This is a genomic window from uncultured Acidovorax sp. (genome assembly GCF_964021665.1).
In the GTDB taxonomy this organism is placed as follows: Bacteria; Pseudomonadota; Gammaproteobacteria; order Burkholderiales; family Burkholderiaceae_C; genus Acidovorax; species Acidovorax temperans.
Genome location: NZ_CAXIAK010000016.1, coordinates 1 through 21,685 on the forward strand (window position 1 = coordinate 1; position 21,685 = coordinate 21,685).

At 65.2% G+C, this 21,685-nt stretch carries 16 protein-coding genes and 2 pseudogenes; 15 read left to right on the plus strand and 3 right to left on the minus strand.

Annotation, left to right across the window (positions count from 1 at the left end; all coding sequences use genetic code 11):
• Positions 1-48: 48 nt before the first annotated feature.
• Positions 49-255, minus strand: a pseudogene (locus tag AADJ04_RS05540) (transposase); the annotation flags it as partial.
• Positions 256-756: 501 nt separating this feature from the next.
• On the opposite strand from AADJ04_RS05540, the gene AADJ04_RS05545 reads away from it, so the two are divergent.
• Positions 757-1,971, plus strand: coding sequence for an MFS transporter (locus tag AADJ04_RS05545; protein ID WP_341239003.1), 1,215 nt, complete (start codon positions 757-759; stop codon positions 1,969-1,971).
• Positions 1,972-2,398: 427 nt separating this feature from the next.
• Here the strand turns inward: AADJ04_RS05545 and AADJ04_RS05550 are convergent, their stop codons facing one another.
• Positions 2,399-4,165, minus strand: a complete 1,767-nt coding sequence (locus AADJ04_RS05550; RefSeq protein ID WP_207374286.1) for a bifunctional protein-serine/threonine kinase/phosphatase — start codon at positions 4,163-4,165, stop codon at positions 2,399-2,401.
• Between the two features lie 311 nt (positions 4,166-4,476).
• On the opposite strand from AADJ04_RS05550, the gene nirB reads away from it, so the two are divergent.
• From nirB to cobA, 6 genes are all read left to right on the plus strand, one after another.
• On the plus strand, positions 4,477-6,921 hold the full coding sequence (nirB, locus tag AADJ04_RS05555; protein WP_207374287.1) for a nitrite reductase large subunit NirB: 2,445 nt from the start codon (positions 4,477-4,479) through the stop codon (positions 6,919-6,921).
• Positions 6,922-6,972: 51 nt separating this feature from the next.
• Complete coding sequence (locus AADJ04_RS05560; RefSeq protein ID WP_207374288.1) at positions 6,973-7,779, plus strand: type IV pili methyl-accepting chemotaxis transducer N-terminal domain-containing protein; 807 nt, start codon at positions 6,973-6,975, stop codon at positions 7,777-7,779.
• Positions 7,780-7,822: 43 nt separating this feature from the next.
• Entirely contained in the window at positions 7,823-8,206 is a 384-nt protein-coding gene (gene nirD / locus AADJ04_RS05565; RefSeq protein ID WP_099655083.1) for a nitrite reductase small subunit NirD, read from the plus strand.
• 160 nt (positions 8,207-8,366) lie between these two features.
• Positions 8,367-11,204, plus strand: a complete 2,838-nt coding sequence (locus AADJ04_RS05570; RefSeq protein WP_341239004.1) for a molybdopterin-dependent oxidoreductase — start codon at positions 8,367-8,369, stop codon at positions 11,202-11,204.
• A 180-nt stretch (positions 11,205-11,384) separates the two neighbouring features.
• Positions 11,385-12,293: a DNA-binding protein YbiB gene (ybiB, locus tag AADJ04_RS05575; RefSeq protein ID WP_341239005.1), complete on the plus strand. Its 909-nt coding sequence runs from the start codon at positions 11,385-11,387 to the stop codon at positions 12,291-12,293.
• A gap of 11 nt (positions 12,294-12,304) precedes the next feature.
• Positions 12,305-13,138, plus strand: a complete 834-nt coding sequence (cobA, locus tag AADJ04_RS05580; RefSeq protein WP_207374291.1) for a uroporphyrinogen-III C-methyltransferase — start codon at positions 12,305-12,307, stop codon at positions 13,136-13,138.
• 54 nt (positions 13,139-13,192) lie between these two features.
• Here cobA and AADJ04_RS05585 read toward each other — a convergent pair whose 3' ends face one another.
• Positions 13,193-13,681 (minus strand): acyl-CoA thioesterase, encoded by a 489-nt coding sequence (locus tag AADJ04_RS05585; RefSeq protein ID WP_066692565.1) that lies wholly within the window; start codon positions 13,679-13,681, stop codon positions 13,193-13,195.
• Between the two features lie 141 nt (positions 13,682-13,822).
• Here AADJ04_RS05585 and AADJ04_RS05590 point away from each other — a divergent pair, with 141 nt between their 5' ends.
• From AADJ04_RS05590 to AADJ04_RS05625, 8 genes and pseudogenes are all read left to right on the plus strand, one after another.
• Positions 13,823-14,956 (plus strand): sterol desaturase family protein, encoded by a 1,134-nt coding sequence (locus AADJ04_RS05590; RefSeq protein WP_341239006.1) that lies wholly within the window; start codon positions 13,823-13,825, stop codon positions 14,954-14,956.
• Positions 14,957-15,183: 227 nt separating this feature from the next.
• The gene (locus AADJ04_RS05595; RefSeq protein ID WP_341239007.1) at positions 15,184-17,409 is read left to right on the plus strand and encodes a TonB-dependent siderophore receptor; all 2,226 of its coding nucleotides are present in this window, start codon (positions 15,184-15,186) and stop codon (positions 17,407-17,409) included.
• A gap of 199 nt (positions 17,410-17,608) precedes the next feature.
• Complete coding sequence (locus AADJ04_RS05600; protein WP_341239008.1) at positions 17,609-18,856, plus strand: NAD(P)/FAD-dependent oxidoreductase; 1,248 nt, start codon at positions 17,609-17,611, stop codon at positions 18,854-18,856.
• A gap of 207 nt (positions 18,857-19,063) precedes the next feature.
• Positions 19,064-19,276: a 30S ribosomal protein S21 gene (gene rpsU / locus AADJ04_RS05605; RefSeq protein WP_007833691.1), complete on the plus strand. Its 213-nt coding sequence runs from the start codon at positions 19,064-19,066 to the stop codon at positions 19,274-19,276.
• Positions 19,277-19,467: 191 nt separating this feature from the next.
• Complete coding sequence (locus AADJ04_RS05610; RefSeq protein ID WP_044398339.1) at positions 19,468-19,914, plus strand: GatB/YqeY domain-containing protein; 447 nt, start codon at positions 19,468-19,470, stop codon at positions 19,912-19,914.
• A 270-nt stretch (positions 19,915-20,184) separates the two neighbouring features.
• On the plus strand, positions 20,185-20,331 hold the full coding sequence (locus AADJ04_RS05615) for a hypothetical protein (RefSeq protein ID WP_341239009.1): 147 nt from the start codon (positions 20,185-20,187) through the stop codon (positions 20,329-20,331).
• Between the two features lie 33 nt (positions 20,332-20,364).
• Positions 20,365-20,922, plus strand: coding sequence for a PAS domain S-box protein (locus AADJ04_RS05620; RefSeq protein WP_341239010.1), 558 nt, complete (start codon positions 20,365-20,367; stop codon positions 20,920-20,922).
• Positions 20,816-21,622, plus strand: a pseudogene (locus AADJ04_RS05625) (diguanylate cyclase); the annotation flags it as partial. The gene AADJ04_RS05620 and the pseudogene AADJ04_RS05625, both read left to right, overlap by 107 nt.
• Positions 21,623-21,685: the final 63 nt, after the last annotated feature.

Sequence of the window (21,685 nt, forward strand, 5' to 3'; positions counted from 1 at the left end):
TCAAAAGCGGGGAGGTGGGCTGGGCTGCGGCGGGGAGTATTTCAGCAGCCTGCTAAAGCGTTTGAACACCGTGTTCCACTTGCCGAACTCTGGCGGCAGGTCTCGCCAGGGGCTGCCTGTGCGGGCAATCCACAGCACTGCCTCAACGAAGCGGCGGTTGTCTGTGCCGCTGCGTCCAGGATCACTTGGCTTGCCAAGGCAGTGCGGCTCCATCTTGGCCCATTGTGCGTCTGTCAGTACCCATCGAATGCTCATGCGCCTATTGCATCACATCCATTCACGCCTCTCAGATTGATTCTCAACAGACCCTAGTCACCCCAGAAAAAACTGAACTGAAAAAAGCCTCGGAAAAGTCGAATTCATCCTAAGGCGAAAAAGTTGTTTCGCAAACAACTAAATCGCCGTGTGCTGCGCATTCACCAAAAGAGAGCATTCATCCAACACCCTGCCCCAAAGCGTGGCAATCTTCGATGGGATGCTCATATTTTTATAGCAATAAACTGAGAATGGACGCGCGGTAACGGCCATTTTTTATTCAAACCCTCGAAGCACCCTGGCTGGCACAGACATTGCTTGCAGATGGGTGCGGTCAACGCTGGCCGTGTATCAGCCCGGTGCAATGGCGGATTGGGCGAACAGGACGATGGCGTCTTCATGGAATGCAAACAGGCTGCAAGGCCTGCGCGATCCATGCAGGCGCCTTTTTGTTTTTTGCCCCGGCTGGGAAGCCCCTCAGCCCTTTTGCGCACGATCGCCATGCTTCAATTCCGCGAGTTCCTCAAGTCCGGCCACGCCCCCACGTTGTGGTCGTCCTTCCTCTACTTCGGTTTCTCGTGCGCTGTCTGGGTGATCAACGGTGCCATGGCGCCGTTCATCCGCGACAGCTTCCAGCTCACGCCCACGCAGATGGGCATGATGCTGTCCATCCCCATCTTTGCCGGTGCGCTGATGCGCTTTCCGCTGGGCATCCTGGCGCAGTACATCGGGCGCAAGAACGCCACGCTGGTCGAGATGGCGGGTATCTTTTTGGCCATGGGCTATGGCTACCTGTTTGTGCACGACTACGGCGACCTGCTGGCCATGGGCATCCTTCTGGGTGTGGCCGGGGCCAGCTTTGGCGTGGCGCTGTCGCTGGGTTCGGGCTCGTTTCCGCCGCGCTACAAGGGCCTGGCCATGGGCATCGTGGGCGCAGGCAACGTGGGCACCGCCGTGGCGGCTCTGCTGGCCCCGGCGCTGGCCCAGAAGTTTGGCTGGCAGGCCGTGTACGGCTTTGCCGCCGTGAGCGTGGCGGTGCCCGCGATCGTGATGGCCGTGTTTGCACAGGAGCCCTCCGACCTGGCGGCCCATTCGAGCTTCCGCGAACACATCGCTTGCCTGTTTGAAAAAGATGGCTGGGCCTTCAGCCTGATCTATGCCGTGACCTTTGGCGGCTTCATCGGCCTCACCACCTTCTTGCCCGGCTATTTTTACGACCAGTTCCATGTGAGCAAGGTGCAGGCAGGCCAGCTCACCATGCTGGCGGCCTTCCTGGGCGCGGCCCTGCGCATCTTTGGTGGCTGGCTGTCGGACCACTGGGGCGGCGTGAACACACTCACGGCCGTGCTGGCCATCACGGCCGTGAGCATGGTGCTGTGCGGCCTGGCCGAGAACTCGCTGCCCATCACCATGCTGCTGTTCCTGGTGTGTTTTGCTGCGCTGGGCGCGGGCAATGGCGCCCTGTTCCAGCTGGTGCCCCTGCGCTGGCCTCTGACCACGGCCGTGGCAGGCTCGATGATTGGCGAGATCGGCGCCCTGGGCGGCGGCCTGATCCCCAGCGGCATGGGCATCTCGCGCCAGTACACCGGCACCTACCTGTGGGGCTTTGTCGGCATTGCGGCGTGCGCGCTGGCCATGCTGGTGCTACTGCGGGTGATGCAGATCCGCTGGACGCGCACGTGGGCGGAGAAGGGTGGACGTGCGCGCAGCGCATGACCGGCGTAGCCGGTGAGCGCGCAAGCGCTCGCCACACTTCCAGCAAAAGGGTGGCCGTGCGCGTAGCGCATGACTTGCGTTAAACAAGTAAGCGCGATAGCGCTTGCCGAACTTTCGCTAAAAGGGCGGCCGCGCGCGCAGCGCGTGACCGGCGCAAGTGTTGCCGACTGAAACCCCCTCTCCCCTCGCGGGAGAGGGTTGGGGAGAGGGGGCAGCAGCGCCCCCAGGGAAGCCCCCTCTCCCCCCGCCCTCTCCCGCAAGGGGAGAGGGAGCCCACAGGCAGCGCCCTGTGGCAGAGCCTGCTACCCACCGGGGCGTACATCAAAACCAGGCGATGCACCGCTGAATATTCAAGCCAAAATCGGCTCCACCGCCCACTGCATAAGCGGAAGCAGCTACATTTTCAGGAGCAAACCAAGACTCCCCACTACCTCGGCAAAAACAACAGCCAGTAGATCAACAGCAGATTCACCAGCACGCTCACCGCCAGCGCGATCTTCCACAGGGCCGTGGCGTCGCGCTGCATCAGCGGCTGCGGGCCGGGGGCTGATAGCGGGCGGGATGCACCGCGCTCCAGCGCCAGCAGCAGTTCCTCGGCGGTCTCGAAGCGCTGGGCGCGGCTGCGGGCCACGGCTTTCAGGGAGATCTGGTCCAGCCAGATGGGCACGCCGGGGTTGTGGCGGCTGGGGGGCAGCGGGTCGCGGTGGTAGCGGCCCAGCTGGTACTGCACCACCTCGCCATAGGGCAGGCGGCCCTGGCTCAGCAGCTGGTAGAGCGTGACGCCCAGCGCAAACAGGTCACTGCGCGCGTCGGGCAGCTGGCCTTCGGTATCGCCGCTTTTTTCGTAGCCGGGCCACTGCTCGGGGTTCATGTAGCTGGGCGTGCCCGCGTGCAGCTGGCGCGTAGCCTCGGGCTCGCGGCCGGACAGGGCCACGCCCAAATCGAGCACGCGCAGCACGCCGTCGTCGCCCAGGTGCAGGTTGTCGGGCTTGATGTCGCGGTGCACCACCCCCTGCCGGTGCAGCCAGCCCAGCACGCGCGCAGCCTGCACCACCACCGACACGGCCTGTGGCACGGGCAGATGCTGGCGGCTGCGCAGGCGCTGGCCCAGCGTTTCGCCCGCGTGCCAGTCGTACAGCAGGTAGAACGCGCTGGCACTGGTTCCTGCACCTTCCTGCCCCTCGCCCGCAGGCCAGGTGTTCAGCCGCGCCAGGTGGGCGGCGGCCTGGCCCGACTGCATGCGCCGCGCCACCCAGGCCTCGTGCGCGAGCGTGGCGCGCTCTTCGGCATCGTGGGCGCGCGTGGGCAGCAGGGTCTTGAGGGCGTAGAGGCGCTGCGTGGCCGGGTCTCGCACCTGGTACAGCCGGTGGATGCCGTTGTCGGCCACGATGGCCGTGACCGTGAGGCCGTCCACGGTATCGCCCACCTTGAGCAGGGGCAGCACGGGCAGGTCCTGCGCACGGCGGGATTCGTCCTGCAGCGTGGCCTGCAGCGCGCCTTGCACCCGCACCACCAGCGCGGTCACGTTGTCGCTGCTGCCCCGGCGCAGAGCCGCCTGCACCAGCTCGTCGCTGAGCGCCTGGGCCGCCACGCCCTCCTGGCGCAGCAGCTGCCGCAGTTCGCGCTCGGGCAGACTGCCATGCACACCGTCGGACAGCAGCACGAACAGATCGCCGCTGTGCAGCTCGCCCTGGCTGTAGTCCACCACCACATGGTCATCGAGCCCCATGGCGCGGGTGAGCTGGTGCGCAAAGTCGCGCTGCGCCATCACATGGTCGGCCGTGAGCAGTTGCAGGCGCCCGCCGCGCAGCAGGTAGGCGCGGGTGTCGCCCACATGGGCCAGCGTGTACGACTGGCCGCGCAGCACCAGCGCGGTGAGTGTGGTCAGGCCCACGGCGGGCTGGCGGCGCCGGTTCATGGAGGCGAGCCAGCCGTTGTGGGCGTTCAGGATGCGGTCCAGCGCCACGGTGGTGTCCCAGGTCTCGGGGGTGGCGAAGTAGTCGCCCACCAGGGTGCTCACCGTGGTCTGGGCGGCCTCGCGGCCCTTGCCGCCCGTGCTCACGCCATCGGCAATGGCGGCGATGGCGCCGCGCTCGCGGTCGCGCCCCTGCCCCACCGCCAGGGCGGCAAAGTCCTCGTTCACCTCATTGCGGCCGGCCAGCGAGGCCTGGCCCACATCCAGTTCAAAGCTCATGCACCAGCTCCATGCAGGTTTTGTGCCCAAGGTGGTGCATGCCGGGGCGGGGCCGCCTGCCCACCCCGGCAGCCCACGCCCGGGCCCGTCCCGCGCGCCCACCCCAGATCAGTGCAAGGAATCTGGCACGGCCATTGCTTAACAAGGGCAAGGGCCGGGCAGGCCCACGCAATTCAGCAGTGCAAAGGCGCACAGAGGAGTTGTCAGGACGAAGGCGTCCCCACATGCGGTTTCGAGACCTCGGAGCAGCATCGTGTGGACGCCTTTTTTGTTTTGCGCATCGCCCCGGCGATGGAACCGATGGAGTCATGATGAAAAAGCTCAAACTGGTGATGGTGGGAAACGGCATGGCCGGTGTGCGCACGCTGGAAGAGCTGCTCAAGATCGCCCCCGATCTGTATGACATCACGGTGTTCGGTGCCGAGCCCCACCCCAACTACAACCGCATTCTGCTGTCCCCCGTGCTGGCGGGCGAGCAGACCATCGACGAGATCATCCTCAACGACTGGTCGTGGTACGCCGACAACCACATCACGCTGCACACCGGCTTCACCGTGACCGACGTGGACCGCGTGCGCCGCGTGGTCAGCGCCACCAGCAAAGACGGCACGGTGGTCACCGCCGCATACGATCGCCTGATCCTCGCCACCGGCTCCAACCCCTTCATCCTGCCCATCCCCGGCAAGGACTTGCAGGGCGTGCTGGCGTACCGCGACATCGCCGACACCCAGGCCATGATCGACGCCGCCGCCACCTACAAGCACGCCGTCGTCATCGGCGGCGGCCTGCTGGGCCTGGAGGCCGCCAACGGCCTCATGAAGCGCGGCATGCAGGTCACCGTGGTGCATGTGGGCGACTGGCTGATGGAGCGCCAGCTGGACGATGTGGCCGGCAAGATGCTGGAGAAGTCGCTGCAGGAGCGCGGCATGCAGTTCCTGATGGGCGCGCAGACGCAGGAACTGGTGGGCAACACCGACGGCCGCGTGGCCAGCGTCAAGTTCAAGGACGGCACCCAGGTGCCCGCCGACCTGGTGGTGATGGCCGTGGGCATCCGCCCCAACACCGCGCTGGCTGAAAAGATGCGCCTGCACGTGAACCGCGGCATTGTGGTCAGCGACACGCTGCAGACCACCACCGACGCGCGCATCTACGCCGTGGGCGAATGCGCCGCGCACCGGGGCATTGCCTATGGCCTTGTGGCCCCGCTGTTCGAGCAGGGCAAGGTGCTGGCCAACCACCTGGCCGAGTTCGGCATCGGCCGCTACCAGGGCTCGCTGACATCCACCAAGCTCAAGGTGACAGGCATCGACCTGTTCAGCGCGGGCGACTTCCAGGGCGGCGAGAACACCGAAGAGATCGTGATGAGCGACCCCTTTGGCGGCGTGTACAAAAAACTGGTCATCAAGGACGACAAGCTGGTGGGCGCCTGCCTGTATGGCGACACCGTGGACGGGAGCTGGTACTTCAAGCTGCTGCGTGACGGCCGCAGCGTGAGCGATATCCGCGACAAGCTGATGTTTGGCGAGAGCAACATCGGCGACGTGGGCCACCAGGGCCAGAGCAAGGCATCGGCCATGGCCGACAGCGACGAGGTGTGCGGCTGCAACGGCGTGACCAAGGGCGCCATCTGCAAGGCCATCAAGGACAAGGGCCTGTTCACGCTCGACGAAGTGCGCAAGCACACCAAGGCCAGTGCATCGTGCGGATCGTGCACGGGCCTGGTCGAGCAGATCATCATGTTCACCGCCGGTGGCGACTACAGCGCCACGCCCAAGACCAAGGCCATGTGCGGCTGCACCGACCACGGCCACCAGGCGGTGCGCGACGCGATCCGCGCCAACAAGCTGCTGAGCATTGGCGATGTGTTCAAGTTCATGGAGTGGAAGACGCCCAACGGCTGTGCATCCTGCCGCCCCGCCGTTAACTACTATCTTCTGAGCACCTGGCCCAAGGACGCGAAGGACGACCCGCAAAGCCGCGCCATCAACGAGCGCAGCCACGCCAACATCCAAAAGGACGGCACCTACAGCGTCATCCCCCGCATGTGGGGCGGCGAAACCACGGCCGACGAGCTGCGCCGCATTGCCGATGCGGTGGACAAGTACAACATTCCCACCGTCAAGGTCACGGGCGGCCAGCGCATTGACCTGCTGGGCGTGAAGAAGGAAGACCTGGTCAACGTGTGGAAAGACATCGGCATGCCCAGCGGCCACGCCTATGCCAAGGCGCTGCGCACCGTGAAGACCTGTGTGGGCAGCGAGTGGTGCCGCATGGGCACGCAGGACAGCACGCAGATGGGCAAGGACCTGGAGCGCGCCATGTGGCGCATGTACGCCCCGCACAAGGTCAAGTTCGCGGTGAGCGGCTGCCCGCGCAACTGCGCCGAGGCCGGCATCAAGGACGTGGGCATCATCGGCGTGGACAGCGGCTGGGAGATGTACGTCGCTGGCAACGGCGGCATCAAGACCGAGGTGGCGCACTTCTTCACCAAGCTGAAAACCGCCGAAGAAGTGCTGGAGTACACCGGCGCGTTCTGCGAGCTGTACCGCCAGGAAGGCTGGTACCTGGAGCGCACCGTGCACTACGTGAGCCGCGTGGGCCTGGACTATGTGAAAAAGCGCATTTTGGAAGACCACGAAGGCCGCAAGGCGCTGTGGGAGCAACTGCAGTTTGCGCTGGACGGCGAGCCCGACCCCTGGTTCGAGTTTGACAAAGCCGCCGTGGACACACGCCAGTTTGTGCCCCTGGGCGCCTGACGCCGCTGCCCACTGCCCCTGCCCGCCCCCAAACCACCAAGGAGCCCACCCATGCTGCAACGCCGATGGATTTTGAACGCCAGCGCTGGCGCCCTGCTGGCAGGCGCTGTGGGCGCCCCGGTGGCGGCGTGGGCCCAGTTGCAGGATGTGAACGATGCCATCAACAAGGCGGGCCGCCAGCGCATGCTGAGCCAGCGCATGGCCAAAGCCTGGCTCATGCTGGCCCACCAGGCCGATGCCAACCCGGCGCGCCAGGCGCTGGCCCAGTCCATCAAGCTGTTTGAGCGGCAGCTGGCAGAACTCAAGGCCTACGCCCCGCAGGCAGACATCCGCACCACCTACACCGAGCTGGAAGCCGCCTGGAGCGCCTACAAAACCGTGCTGACCACGGCCCAGCCCTCCAAAGACGCGGCCAGCAGCCTGCTGCAGGCCGACGCCAAGGTGCTGGCCCTGGCCCACCAGGGCACCGTGCAATACGAAGCGGCCTCGGGCAAGCCCGTGGGCCATCTGGTCAACGTGGCCGGGCGCCAGCGCATGCTGAGCCAGCGCATGGCCAAGTTCTGCCTGGCCGCGATGCTGCAGGTGGACGCTGCCACCAGCACCACCGAAATCGACAAGGCGCGCAAAGAGTTTTTGAGCGCCAACGAATTGCTGCGCACCGCGCCGCAAGCCACCGACCGCATTCGCCAGGAACTGCAACTGGCCGACGGGCAATGGGTGTTTTTTGACGCCGCGCTGCAGCGCATGCAAACAGGCGCCAACACGTTTCGCCAGGTGTCCGAGGTGTTTGTGACCAGCGAGAACCTGCTGGCCAGCATGGACCGCGTCACCGGCATGTATGCCGCCCTGGCCGCCTGACACAGAGCCCAGAGCCCCCCAACAACCACAAGGAATCGCCACCATGACTGAATGGACACTGATCTGCCGCATCGAAGACATCCCCGTGCTGGGCTCGCGCCGCGTTGCCCGCCCCCAAGGCCTGGATGTGGCGGTGTTCCGCAACGACGCGGGCGGCGTCTTCGCCCTGCTCGACCGCTGCCCGCACAAGGGTGGCCCCTTGTCGCAAGGCATTGTGTTTGGCACCCATGTGGCCTGCCCCATGCACAACTGGACCATCGGCCTGTGCGACGGCCAGGCATCGGCCCCCGATGAGGGCTGCACCCCCAAGTTCACCGTGAAGGTGGAGGACGGTGCCGTGTACCTGGACGCTGCAGAGCTGGCCACCGTGGCCACGGATTTGACGCGGCCCATCGCCGGGCCTGCACGCCGCACGGTGGGCGCGTAGGCGCGTAGGCGCAGGGTGCCTTGTGCGCCCGCCCCTTGCCAACAAGCCCAGCCCCCAGACCCCTGCGCCAGCCCCAACGGGCACCATAGCTATAAAAATAATAGCTGCTAGCTCTTATAAATAAAGCGCTAGCGCCGTAAAACATTCAAAGCCACACGCCATGCAAGAAACCAAATCTACCTGCCCCTACTGCGGCGTAGGCTGCGGCGTGATCATTGAAAGCGACGGTGCACAGATCACCGGCGTGCGGGGCGACCCGAACCACCCCGCCAACTTTGGCCGCCTGTGCACCAAGGGCTCGACGCTGCACCTCACGGCCAGCAGCCCCATCACGCTGCAGACCCGGCTGCTGCAGCCCTTGCACCGCGCGCAACGCAGCGATGCCCCTCGGCCGTTGTCGTGGGATGCGGCCCTGGGCCTGGCCACGGACAAGTTTGCCCACACCATCCAGCAGCACGGCCCCGACGCCGTGGGTTTTTACGTGAGCGGCCAGCTGCTGACCGAGGACTACTACGTCTTCAACAAGCTCGCCAAGGGCCTGATCGGCACCAACAACATCGACACCAACTCGCGCCTGTGCATGAGCAGCGCTGTGGCCGGCTACAAGCAGACGCTGGGCGCCGACGCGCCGCCCGCCTGCTACGACGACGTGAAACACGCGCAGTGCCTGTTCATTGTGGGCAGCAATGCGGCCTGGGCGCACCCCATCCTGTTCCGCCGCATCGAAGACGCACGCGCCGCCAACCCCGGCATGAAGGTCATCGTGGCCGACCCGCGCCGCACCGACACGGCGGGCATGGCCGACCTGTTTTTGCCCATCCAGCCTGGCAGCGACGTGATGCTGTTCAACGGGATGCTGCACCTGATGCTGTGGGAGGGCTGGACGGACGCCGAATACATCGCCGCGCACACCACGGGCTTTGACGAACTCAAGGCCCTGGTGCGCGACTGCACGCCCGAGCGCGTGGCGCAGACCTGCGGCATCAGCGTGGCCGACCTGACCACTGCGGCCAAGTGGTTCGCAACGTCCAAGGCAACCTTGAGCCTCTACTGCCAGGGCCTCAACCAGAGCAGCAGCGGCACCGCCAAGAACGCAGCGCTCATCAACCTGCACCTGGCCACCGCACAGATCGGCAAACCCGGCGCAGGCCCCTTCAGCCTGACCGGCCAGCCCAATGCCATGGGCGGGCGCGAGGTGGGTGGCCTGGCCAATTTGCTCAGCGCCCACCGCGACCTGGCCAACCCCCAGCACCGTGCCGAGGTGGCCGCGCTGTGGGGCGTGGTCGATGTGCCCAGCAAGCCGGGCAAGACGGCGGTGGAGATGTTTCAGGCCGCTGCCGACGGCGAGATCAAGGCCCTGTGGATTGCCTGCACCAACCCCGCGCAGAGCATGCCCGACCAGGCCACTGTGCGCCGCGCCCTGCAGCGCGCCGAATTTGTGGTGGTGCAAGAGGCCTTCGCAACGGCCGAGACCGCGCGGTACGCCGACCTGCTGCTGCCTGCCACCACCTGGGGCGAAAAAACCGGCACCGTGACCAACAGCGAGCGCCGCATCTCGCGCGTGCGCTCTGCCGTGCCCGCACCCGGCGCGGCACGCCACGACTGGGCCATTGCGGTGCAGTTTGCGCACCAGCTGGAGGCACGCCTGCGCCCCGGCCAGCCCACGCTGTTCCCCTACACCACCGACCATGCAGACCAGGGCGCCGAAACCGTGTGGAACGAACACCGCGAAAGCACCCGCGGCCGCGACCTGGACATCACCGGCCTGTCGTGGGAGATGCTCGAATCTGCTGGCCCGCAGCAGTGGCCGCTGCCCGAGGGCGTCACCACCGGCAAGGCCCGCCTGTACGAAGACGGCATCTTCCCCACGGCCGACGGCCGCGCCCATTTTGCCGCGCATGCCTGGCAACCCACGGCGGAACAACGCGAATCGCGCTACCCCTTCAGCCTGACCACGGGCCGCCTGCGCGACCAGTGGCACGGCATGACCCGCACCGGCACGCTGGGCCGCCTGTTTGGCCATGTGGCCGAGCCCAGCGTGCAGCTGCACCCGCAGGACATGGAGAGGCGCGGCCTGAAGAACGGCGACCTGGTCTACGTGACGAGCAAGCGCGGCACCATCGTGGTACCCGCGCAGGCCGACACCACCGTGGGCCTGTCGCAGGCCTTCATGGCCATGCACTGGGGCAGCGAATTTTTGAGCGGCTGCTCGTCCACCGGCGAGCGCTTGGCAGGCGTGAACGCGCTCACCACCTCGGCCTATTGCCCCACGTCCAAGCAGCCCGAGCTCAAGCACGCGGCCGTGAAGGTGCTCAAGGCCGAGCTGCCCTGGACACTGCTGGCCATGGCCTGGCTGCCCGCCGACAGCGCCCAGGCCGCACGGGAAGCGCTGTCCGCACTGATGGCGCAGTTTCCGTTTGCCAGTTGTGTGCCCTTCAGCAACAACACGCCGCTGGGCGAACCCGGGCGCGAGCGCGTGGGCGTGCTGCTGCGCGCCGCCGCGCACGAAGCCCCGCCGGACGCCACAGTGGAACGCATCGAAGCCCTGATGGGCCTGGCCACCACCGACACGCTGCGCTATGCCGACAAAAAACGCGGCCAGCGCCGCGCCGCGCGGCTGGCACGCCACGGTGACACCACCACGCTCGAAGGCATCGTGCTGGCGGGCGACACCAGCGCCGAGGGCTGGCTCAAGACCCTGCTGCAAGAAGAACTGCCCGCGCAAACTTATGGCCGCCTGCTGCTGATCCCCGGCGCCAAGGCACCCGTGGCCGTGCAGTCGCGCGGCAAATCGGTGTGCACCTGCTTTAACGTGACGGACGCCGCCATCACCGCCGAGCTGGCACACTGCCACGGCACCGACGACGACCGCCTGGCCCAGCTGCAAGGCAAGCTGCGCTGCGGCACCAACTGCGGCTCGTGCCTGCCCGAACTCAAGCGCATGGTGCGCACCACCGGGCCGCTGGCGTCCAAACCCGGGACACAGGCCGTCATATAACCAAAAGTTGTCTGGGTTGCGCCAAAATAGCGCCCCACCCACCTCACTGCCACAACCACCGCACCAGGACTTGTGCAATAGGGCTCCAGCTAGGCATTTTCGGCGCAGACAGTACGCCTGTACGGCAAGCCGAAATAACGACGCTGGAGCCCTATTTCACAAGTCCCGCCACACAAAACCATGGCTATCAGTCAGTACATCAAGGAAATCGGTCGCGGCCCGCGCGGCTCCAAGCCGCTCACGCGTGAGCAGGCAGCCGACCTGTTTGGCCAGGTGCTGGATGGCAGCGTGACCGATCTGGAAATTGGCGCCTTTTGCCTGGCCATGCGCATCAAGGGCGAAACGCCCGAAGAAATGTGCGGCTTTCTGGACGCGACGCACCAGCGGCTGTCCAAACTGCCAGCCACCAGCCGCGCCACCATCGTTCTGCCCAGCTACAACGGCGCCCGCAAGCTACCCGTGCTGACCCCGCTGCTGGCCATGCTGCTGGCACGCGAGGGGCTGCCCGTGCTGCTGCACGGCATGCGTACCGAAGCGCGCAGGGTTTTGGCATCAGATGTGCTTGAAGCGCTTGATATCAAAGCGCTAGCAGCTCCTGAAACCATAGCAAATGGACAGGTGGCACACATCCACACCCAGCACCTGCACCCCGGCCTGGCGCGCCTGTTGTCCGTGCGGCAGGTGGTGGGCCTGCGCAACCCAGGGCACAGCGTGGTCAAGTTGATGAACCCCTGCGCGGGCCCAGCCGTGGTCGTCACGGCCTACACCCACCCCGAGTACCTGGACATGCTGCACGCCACATTCACCAGCATGGGGATGACTGCCCTGCTCTCGCGCGGGCTGGAAGGCGAAGTGGCCACCGACCCGCGCCGCAAGCCCCGTTATGACGCATTCGTGGGCGGCCAGCACCGCCTGCTGGAAGAACAGCAACCTGGCACCGCCGCCGAAGTGCCCGGCCTGCCCACCGAAATCGACGTGGCCACCACGGCCGAATACACGCGGCAGGTGCTGGCGGGCGCCCTGCCGGTGCCCCCGGCGCTGGCGCGGCAGGTGGAACATATCTTGCAGGTGGCAGCACAAACTTCCTGAGAGACAAAGCCATGAGCAGCCCAACCCAACCCTCTTCTTCCGACCCGGCCCGCCCCCATTTGGGCACGGGCGGACAATGCACCTTGGTGGGCGCTGGGCCAGGAGACCCAGAGCTGCTCACCATCAAGGCACTCAAGGCCATCCAGGCCGCCACGGTGCTGCTGGTGGACGACCTGGTGAGCGACGCCATCGTGGCCCACGCCTCACCCAGCGCCCGCATCGTTTACGTGGGCAAGCGCGGTGGCTGCAAAAGCACGCCCCAGGCCTTCATCGAAAAGCTGATGCTGATGGCCGTGAACGAGGGTGAGAACGTGGTGCGCCTCAAGGGAGGCGACCCATTCATCTTTGGCCGTGGCGGCGAAGAGGTGGAACACCTGCGCGCAGCAGGCGTGCCGGTGACGGTGATCAATGGCATCACGGCGGGTCTGGCCGGGCTCACTTCACTGGGTGCACCGCTCACCCACCGCGAGCACGCGCACGGCGTGGTGTTTGTCACTGGCCATGCCAAGCCCGGCGACACCGGCACCGACTGGAAAGCCCTGGCCCGCACCGCCAGGGACGCCAAGCTCACCCTGGTGATTTACATGGGTGTGAGCGGCGCCGCCACCATCGAGCAAGAGTTGCTGAGCGGCCTGCCTGCGCACACGCCGGTGGCCATCATCCAGCACGCCAGCCTGCCCCACCAGCGGCACGCCATCACCACATTGGGGCGGCTGCAGGCCACCATCACAACACAGGGGCTGGGCAGCCCCTCGGTGATTGTGGTGGGCGACGTGGTGCGCGGGGTGGCGCTGGCCACGCAGGATGCGGCTGAGGCTGCACCCCAGGCCCGCCGCGCGACCTGATTACGCCTTTGGGGGCAGCACCGGGGCCTGCGCACTGGGCGCTGCCCCCACCAGTTACTGCCCCGCCGTCTGGCGCACCTCGGCAAATCGCGCAGCCAATTCCTTGCGCAGTGTTTTGCGCATCAAGGCGGCATCCCAGCGGCGGCGCTCATCCGGGGTGGATGGAGTCAATGCCGGCACGGCCACGGGCTTGCGGTTTTCATCCACCGCCACCATGGTGAAAAAGCAGCTGTTCACATGGCGCACCACCTGCGAGCGAATCTCTTCTGCCACCACTTTGATGCCCACTTCCATCGACGAGCTGCCGGTGTAGTTCACGCTGGCCAGAAACGTCACCAGTTCGCCCACGTGGATGGGCTGCAGAAACATCACCTGGTCCACGCTCAGCGTCACGGTGTAGCAGCCCGAATAGCGGCTGGCGCACGAATACGCCACCTGGTCGAGCAACTTGAGGATGGCGCCGCCGTGCACGTTGCCCGAAAAGTTGGCCATGTCAGGCGACATGAGCACGGTCATGCTGAGTTGGTGTGAAGGGATGTTCATGCTGCGATTTTAGGAGTGGGGCCCGATCCGCTGGACCATGCTTTGCGCCAGATCACACAACATGCACGCGCCGTGCCTGCTTCGCTACACTCGCGCGGGCATCCGAGGCTTTCCCTCTCGGATGCAAGGGAGGAACCAACAATGATCGAACTAGAAAAACTCAACGAATTCACCGAAAGCCACGGCGCACTGCGCACTGGCAAGGGGCTGGTGTCTGGCGTCATCGCGCTCACGCTGGCCATTTTGTGCCTGCTGGGCGTGCTGGCGTTTCACTTTCCGCAGTACCTCACCACGCCAGAGCTGCGCAAGAGCTACGACGTGAACGTCATCCGCACCATCATGCTGGCGGCCATGGCCATTGCGGGGGGTATCTCGCTGGTCAACATCCTGTTCAACCGCGCCCGGTGGCTGGCAACGTTCGCCTTCGCCATGGTGGCCTTGGCAGCCTTGCTGGGTGGGCACAAGGTAGAGGTGGACCCGAACTTCCCGGACCACACGCCCTACATTGGCCTGGACTGGTTCATCCTTGATCTGCTGGGCAGCTCGCTCATCTTCATCTTCATTGAAAAGCTGTTTGCCCACCGCAAAAACCAGCCTGTCTTCCGGGCCGAGTGGCAGACGGACTTTCACCACTTCATCGTGAACCACATGGTGGTGGGCTTTGTGCTGCTGGCCACCAACCTCATCGTGCACAAGTTCTTTGGCTGGGCCGCCAACGATGGCATTCGCGGCTGGGTGCAGGGGCTGAACTTCTGGGTGGCGCTGTTCGGCATCATTCTGGTGGCCGACCTGGTGCAGTACTGGACGCACCGCGCCTACCACGAGGTGCCGCTGCTGTGGCGCCTGCACGCCGTGCACCACAGCGTCAAAAGCATGGACTGGATGGCCGGCTCGCGCCAGCACATTCTGGAGTTGATCATCACCCGCTCTATGGTGCTGGCGCCCATCTACGTGCTGGGCTTTTCCAAGGAAGTGATCGATGCGTACATCGTCATCGTGGGCTTCCAGGCGGTGTTCAACCATGCCAACGTGAGCGTGCGCCTGGGCCCGCTGCGCTACGTGCTGGTCACGCCCAACTTCCACCACTGGCACCACAGCCAGGACCAGGAAGCGCTGGACAAAAACTACGCGGCGCACTTCGCGTTTCTGGACTACCTGTTCGGCACAGCCGTCAAAAGCACCAAGCTATGGCCTGAGCACTACGGCGTGCTGGGCGACTACGTGCCCAACGGATTCATCAAGCAATTGAAGTTTCCGTTCACGTGGAAGGGCTAGGAACAACACTGCGCGCGTCTGCGGCCTGAGCTGGCATGGTGCGTGCGTAGGGCCCGCGCGATGCGTGCACCCACCCGCGGGTCGTCGTTCCGCAACAACACCTGGAAACAAATAAACAAGAACTATTCTCAATAAATTTACAATGCACGGCTCCGTTAGCAAGCCGTGCGTCCTGAAGGGGCTGCGCCGCCAGCCAGTGTCCTCACCCTCCCCTTCAGGAACCCCGCATGCGCTCATCGTGCCCTGCTGGCAGCCGCCGTGCTGCCGCCCCCAGCCTGCATCCCATTGCCCTGGCGGTCGCCGTTTTCACCTTCAGCCCCGCCTGGGCCCAAACGGGCACTGCCGCGCCGCAGCCCGCCGAGCAGACCCCAGCCAGTGCGCCCGATGAATTGGTGCAAGAGCCCAAGGCGCTGGGGAGCATCACCATCTCTGGCGCACGCGAAAGCGCCTCCACCCGCCTGCCCCTGACGCCGCGCGAAACCCCGCAGTCCACCAGCACCGTGACCCGCGCGCAGATCGAGCGCCAGTCGCTCACCAGCATCGACGCCGTGCTGCGCAACGTGAACGGCATTGCCGTGAGTTTTTATGACACGCAGCGCCCGCTGTACTACGCGCGGGGCTTTCAGATCACCGACTTCCAGACCGACGGCCTGCCCAGCTACAGCAGCAGCACCAACCAGGAATTTGACACGGCCCTGTACGAGCGTATCGATATCGTGCGCGGTGCCAACGGCATCCAGACCGGTGTGGGCGTGCCTTCGGCCACCATCAACATGATCCGCAAGCGCCCGCAGCGCGAGTTCGCGGCCTCTGTGGCGCTCACGGCAGGCTCGTGGAACCTGTATCGGGGCGAGCTGGACCTGAACGCACCGCTCAACAGCGACGGCAGCGTGCGCAGCCGCCTGGTGGTGGCCCCGCAGAAGAAAGAGAGCTTCCGCGACCGCTATTCCGAAGACAAGACCGCCCTGCTCGCCGCGGTGGAGGCCGACATCGGCCAGTCCACCGTGGTGGCACTGGGCTACCAGCGCCAGTCCAACGACCCCAAGGCGCCGATCTGGGGCACCATCCCGCGCTTTGCCACCACGGGTGCGCCCATCGACCTGCCGATCTCGACCAGCTTCTCGCCATCGTGGACACGCTGGGAGCGCACCTCCGGCACGCTCTACGCCACGCTGGACCACCAGCTCAACGACGACTGGAGCCTGAAGGCGGCGCTGAACCACACCGAGGGCGACACCTTCCGTCTGAGTACCTACGGTTACGGCGCCACCACGTCCAGGGCCCCATTCATCGACCCCGTGACGGGCGCGGGCACCACGCTGTTTGCCGCTGTCAACGGCGGCAGCGAAAAGCAGGACACGGTGGACGCGTACCTGTCGGGCAAGTTCGAGCTGGGCGGCCGCAAGCACGACCTGGTGGTGGGCATGAACTCCACCCGCACCGCCTCGCGCACCGATGGCTACACGTCCGTGGCAGGCTGGAGCTACGTGATCCCCAACATCTACACCTGGGACGGCAATGCGCCTGCGCCCACCTACTCCAAGACAGGCGCCTGGCGCACGCAGATCACGCAGCAGACCGGCCTGTTCGCCTCGGCACGCTGGCGCGTGACCGATCCGCTGTCGGTGCTCACTGGCCTGCGCCTGACCGACTGGCACCGCCACTCCGACACCTATGGCACCACCGGCGCCTACGCGGGCCGCTCGGCCATCCAGGACGAGAACCGCAAGGTCACGCCCTTCATCGGCGCGGTGTACGACATCACACCCACGCTGTCGGCCTACGCCAGCTACGCGCGCATCTTCAACCCGCAGAACTACAAGGACCGCAACAACACCCCGCTTTCGCCCGTCATCGGCAGCAATGCGGAGGCCGGCCTCAAGGCCGAGCTGTTCGAGCGCCGCATCCAGGCGCACTTTGCGGTGTTCCAGACGAAGCAAGACAACTTCGGCGTGCGCGACGGTGCCATCACCACACCGCTGCCCGACGGCACACTGCCCTATGTGGCCGTGAATGGCACCAAATCCACCGGCTTCGAGCTGGAGTTTGCGGGCATGGCCACCAAGCAGTGGCGGGTGAGTGCGGGCCTGACCCGCGCCAAGGTCACGCGCGCGCCCACCGACCTGATCTACGCCAACATGCCCGACTACCTGCTGCAGCTGGGCACGGACTACCAGCTCTCGGGCGCGCTCGCGCCGCTGTCAGTGGGCGGCAACCTCACCTGGCAAAGCTCCATTGAAGGCTTCAACATCCCGCACCCCAGCGGCACCGTGACGGTGAAGCAGTCGCCCAAGGCCATCCTCAACCTGCGCGCGTCCTGGCAGTTCAACCCCAAGCCCAGCGCCACGCTGGCGGTGAACAATGTCACCGACCAGAAATACTGGGCCAATCTGGACTACGGCAACTATGCGGACCCACGCAACGTGAGCGTGACGCTGCGCGCGGCGTTCTAAGCATCCCCCTGTGCGGCTGCGCCGCTTCCCCCTTCTCTCGAATGGCCGCGCCATTCGGGAAGGGGGACACCGCCAGCGCGGCGGGGCGGCCCTTGCGCGGCGGTAGCTGGCACGATCAGCGCGTGTTCCACGGGCGGGGGGCTACGGTGCAGGCAAAGTCGGCACAATCAGCCCTTTTTGCCAACAGCATTCACACCCCGTGCAGACGATCCCTTTTTTTGATGCCGTCATCATCGGCGCTGGCGCCGCTGGCTTGTTTTGCGCAGGCCAGGCGGGCCAGCGGGGCCTGAAGGTCTTGCTCATCGACCACAGCGAGAAGGTGGCCGAGAAGATCCGCATCTCGGGCGGCGGGCGCTGCAACTTCACCAACCGCGACCTGGACGTGCGGGCGCCGCACAAGCACTTTGTGGGGCAGAACCCGCAGTTCTGCCGCTCTGCCCTGTCGCGCTACACCCCGGCAGACTTCATTGCGCTGGTGCAAAAGCACGGCATCCCCTTTCACGAAAAGCACAAGGGCCAGCTGTTTGCCGACCGTTCGGCCGAAGACATCATCCAGATGCTGCTCGCCGAGTGCGAAGCAGGCCAGGTCACGCGCTGGCAGCCGTGCAGCATCAAAAACATAGCCTTTTTGGCCTCTAACGCCCACGAATCAAGCGCTGGCAGCTATCAAATTGATACCAGCCAGGGCCCAGTGCACACCCGCAGCGTGGTGGTGGCTACGGGGGGCTTGTCCATCCCCAAGATCGGCGCAACCGACCTGGGCTACCGGCTGGCGCAGCAGTTCAACGTTCCGCTGGTGGAGCGGCGCCCCGGCCTCGTGCCGCTCACGTTTGACGGCGCGGGCTGGCAGCCCTATGCCCAACTGGCGGGGCTGGCATTGCCCGTGCAGATCAGCACCGGCAACAAAAAGGAGCGCATGGCGTTTGATGAGGACTTGCTCTTCACCCACCGCGGCCTGTCGGGCCCGGCGGTGCTGCAAATCTCCAGCTACTGGCGCGAGGGCACGCCCCTGGCCGTGAACCTGGCGCCCACGGTGGACTTGCCCGAAGCGCTGCAGCAGGCCAAGGCCCGCTCGCGCAAGCTGATTGCCAATGAGCTGGCCACGCTGGTGCCCAGCCGCCTGGCCGATGCGTGGGCGCAGCGCGAGGCCGATTGGCAGCGCCCTGTCAATGAAGCTTCTGACAAAGCCCTGGCCAAGCTGGCCGAGCAACTGGCCCGCTGGGAGCTGACACCCACCGGCACCGAGGGCTACAAAAAGGCGGAGGTGACGCTGGGCGGCGTGGACACCAAAGCCCTGTCGCAGCAAACCATGGAATGCAAGGGCCAGCCGGGGCTGTACTTCATTGGCGAGGTGGTAGACATCACCGGCTGGCTGGGCGGCTACAACTTTCAGTGGGCGTGGGCCAGCGGCATGGCCTGCGCGCAGGCGCTGCCAGGGCCGCAATGAGGTTTTTGGGGCGTCTGCAGGCCTTTTGCAGGCAACTTCGGCACCAACTGCTACCGTTTTTCATTGAAAGCGCTATAATCTTTGGCTTTGCTGGCAATATCCCGTCGGCCAATACTAGTTAGAGACGGGGACAACCGCTGTGCATGGCTTTTGGGCGCGATCTTCCCGGAAACCCTCTGACGGCACACTTTTGGAAAACATTAGCTAATGACAACCATCCGCGTAAAAGAAAACGAGCCCTTCGACGTTGCACTGCGTCGCTTCAAGCGCACCATCGAAAAGCTGGGCCTGCTGACCGACCTGCGCGCTCGCGAGTTCTACGAAAAGCCCACTGCTGAACGCAAGCGCAAGAAGGCTGCTGCCGTCAAGCGCCACTACAAGCGCGTTCGCAGCATGCAGCTGCCCAAGAAGCTGTACTGATCGCAGCCGGCCCAGGCCGATGCACAACCCGCGCTAGGGACGCCAAGCGCGGGTTTTTTGTTTTCAGGATTTGCACAAAGCCACTTCAGCGTCGTTGTGCCGCCTTGCCGTAGCTGAACTACTGTCTGCGGCGACACGCCTAGCCGAAGTGGCTTTGTGCAAATCCTGTCGCTCACCTTTAGGAGATCACCATGAGCCTGAAAGCCCAAATCACTGAAGACATGAAAACCGCCATGCGCGCCAAGGACTCGGAGCGCCTGGGCACCATCCGCCTGCTGCAGGCGGCCATGAAGCAAAAGGAAGTGGACGAGCGCGTGGAGCTGGACGATGCGGCCATCGTCGCCATCGTGGACAAGCTCATCAAGCAGCGCAAGGACAGCATCGCCGCCTTCGAGGGCGCAGGCCGCCAAGACCTGGCTGACAAGGAAAAGTCTGAAATGGTGGTGCTGCAAGCCTACCTGCCCGAGCGCATGTCGGCCGAAGAAACGCTGGCCGCCGTGAAGGCCATCGTGGCCGAAGTGGGCGCCTCGGGCCCCGGCGACATGGGCAAGGTGATGGGCGTGGTCAAGACCCGCCTGGCCGGCAAGGCCGACATGGGCCAGGTGTCTGCCGCCGTGAAGGCTGCGCTGGCAGGCTGATCACCTCCTCCGCCCCCACAGCAGTCTCTTTTTGATAGCTGCCACCGCTCTGTACACGGGCGGTGGCGGCTATTTTTGCTTTGAGCCCACCCGCAAGCGGGCCAGAGAAGCGCCAGAGTAGTGAATGGCCACGGAAGATGGTGGCACCTGCGCTACAGCACCAACGCCTTCATGCCGGTGAACGCGTGGCCTGGGGGCTTGGGGCACCGCGGGCTCGCTTGCCATCAGACACAGCCAGTCCCAACAATCACCTCCACAACGCCCCTCTGCATGAGCCCCGGCAATCCGTTCATTGTCTCGCTGAAAGCGATAGCCACCGCTCTGCTATGGGCCGTCAGTCTGGTCGCCGGGGCCAACGCCTCCGGCACCGCCGTTGCGGTGGCCGCCACCCCCTCGATTGATTTCACCCCGGCGTAAAAGGCCTACATCGCCAAGGCAGGCGCCATCAAGATGTGCGTGGATCCCGACTGGGGGCTGGGATTGGCCGTGGTCGTGGCGCTGTACATCTATCGGAACAATCGCAAGCTCCAGGCAGCCCTGACCGCCAGCCAGGAAGCCCGCGAGGCCTTGCGGCTGTCTGAAGAGCGCCACCGCTTTCTGGCCGACAACGTGTCTGACGTGATCTGGACCATGGACCTTCACGGGCGCAACACGTACGTGAGCCCATCGGTGGAGCGGATGCGGGGCTACACAGTGGCCGAAGCCATGCAGCAGACGATTGACGAAGCGCTCACGCCTGCCAGCGCAAAAATCGCGCAGGCGGGCGTGGCGCGGGACATCTCCGAGCGCAAGCGCACCGAGCTGAATTTGCAGATTGCCGCCATTGCCTTCCAGTCGCAAGACTGGCGTGATCGTGACCGATGCACACAAGGCCATCTTGCGCGTGAACCCTGCCTTCAGCCAGATCTCAGGCTACGCACCCCACGAGGTCATCGGCAAGACACCGCGCATGTTGCGCTCCGATCGGCACACGCCAGATTTCTACGACGCCTTGTGGACATCGATTGAAACCACGGGCATGTGGCACGGCGAGCTCTGGAGCCGACGCAAGAACGGCGAGGTGTTCCCCGAGCAGATCACCATCACTCCCGTCAAGGATGGCAACGCACAGGTCACCCACTACGTGGCCGTGCTGCGCGACATCACCGAGCGCAAGCGGCTGGAGCAGGAAGTCAACCATCTGGCGTTTTTTGACAGCTTGACGCAATTGCCCAACCGGCGGTTGTTCAATGACCGGCTGGGCCAGGCCGTGAAGCGTGCCCAGCGCACGTCATCGTCGTTGGCTTTGATGTTTGTGGATCTGGACAAATTCAAGCCCGTCAACGACACCTACGGGCACGCAGCAGGTGACTTCATGCTGCAGACGGTGGCAAAACGCCTGAGCGGCTGCCTGCGGGCGTCCGACACGGCGGCGCGCGTGGGCGGGGACGAATTTCTGGTGCTGTTGCCCGACATCCCCTCAGGCGCCGATGCGCTGGCCGTGGCGTGAAAAATCCGCTCGGCGCTGGCAGAGCCCTGCATTTCGCCCGAAGGGATCGAGCTGTGCATCTCGGCCAGCGTCGGCATTGCCATCTACCCGGAACACGCGCGGAGCGAGCATGAACTGCTGCGCCTGGGTGACCGCGCCATGTACGAAGCCAAGAGCGCGGGCGGCAATCGGGTGAAGCTGTTCAGCCCCGAGGATGGAGCTGGCCATTCAGCCGCCTGACAGCGCCCCACCACCGGAACGCCCTGCACCGACGAACCCCCTAAGCAAGTACCGCCAGCGATG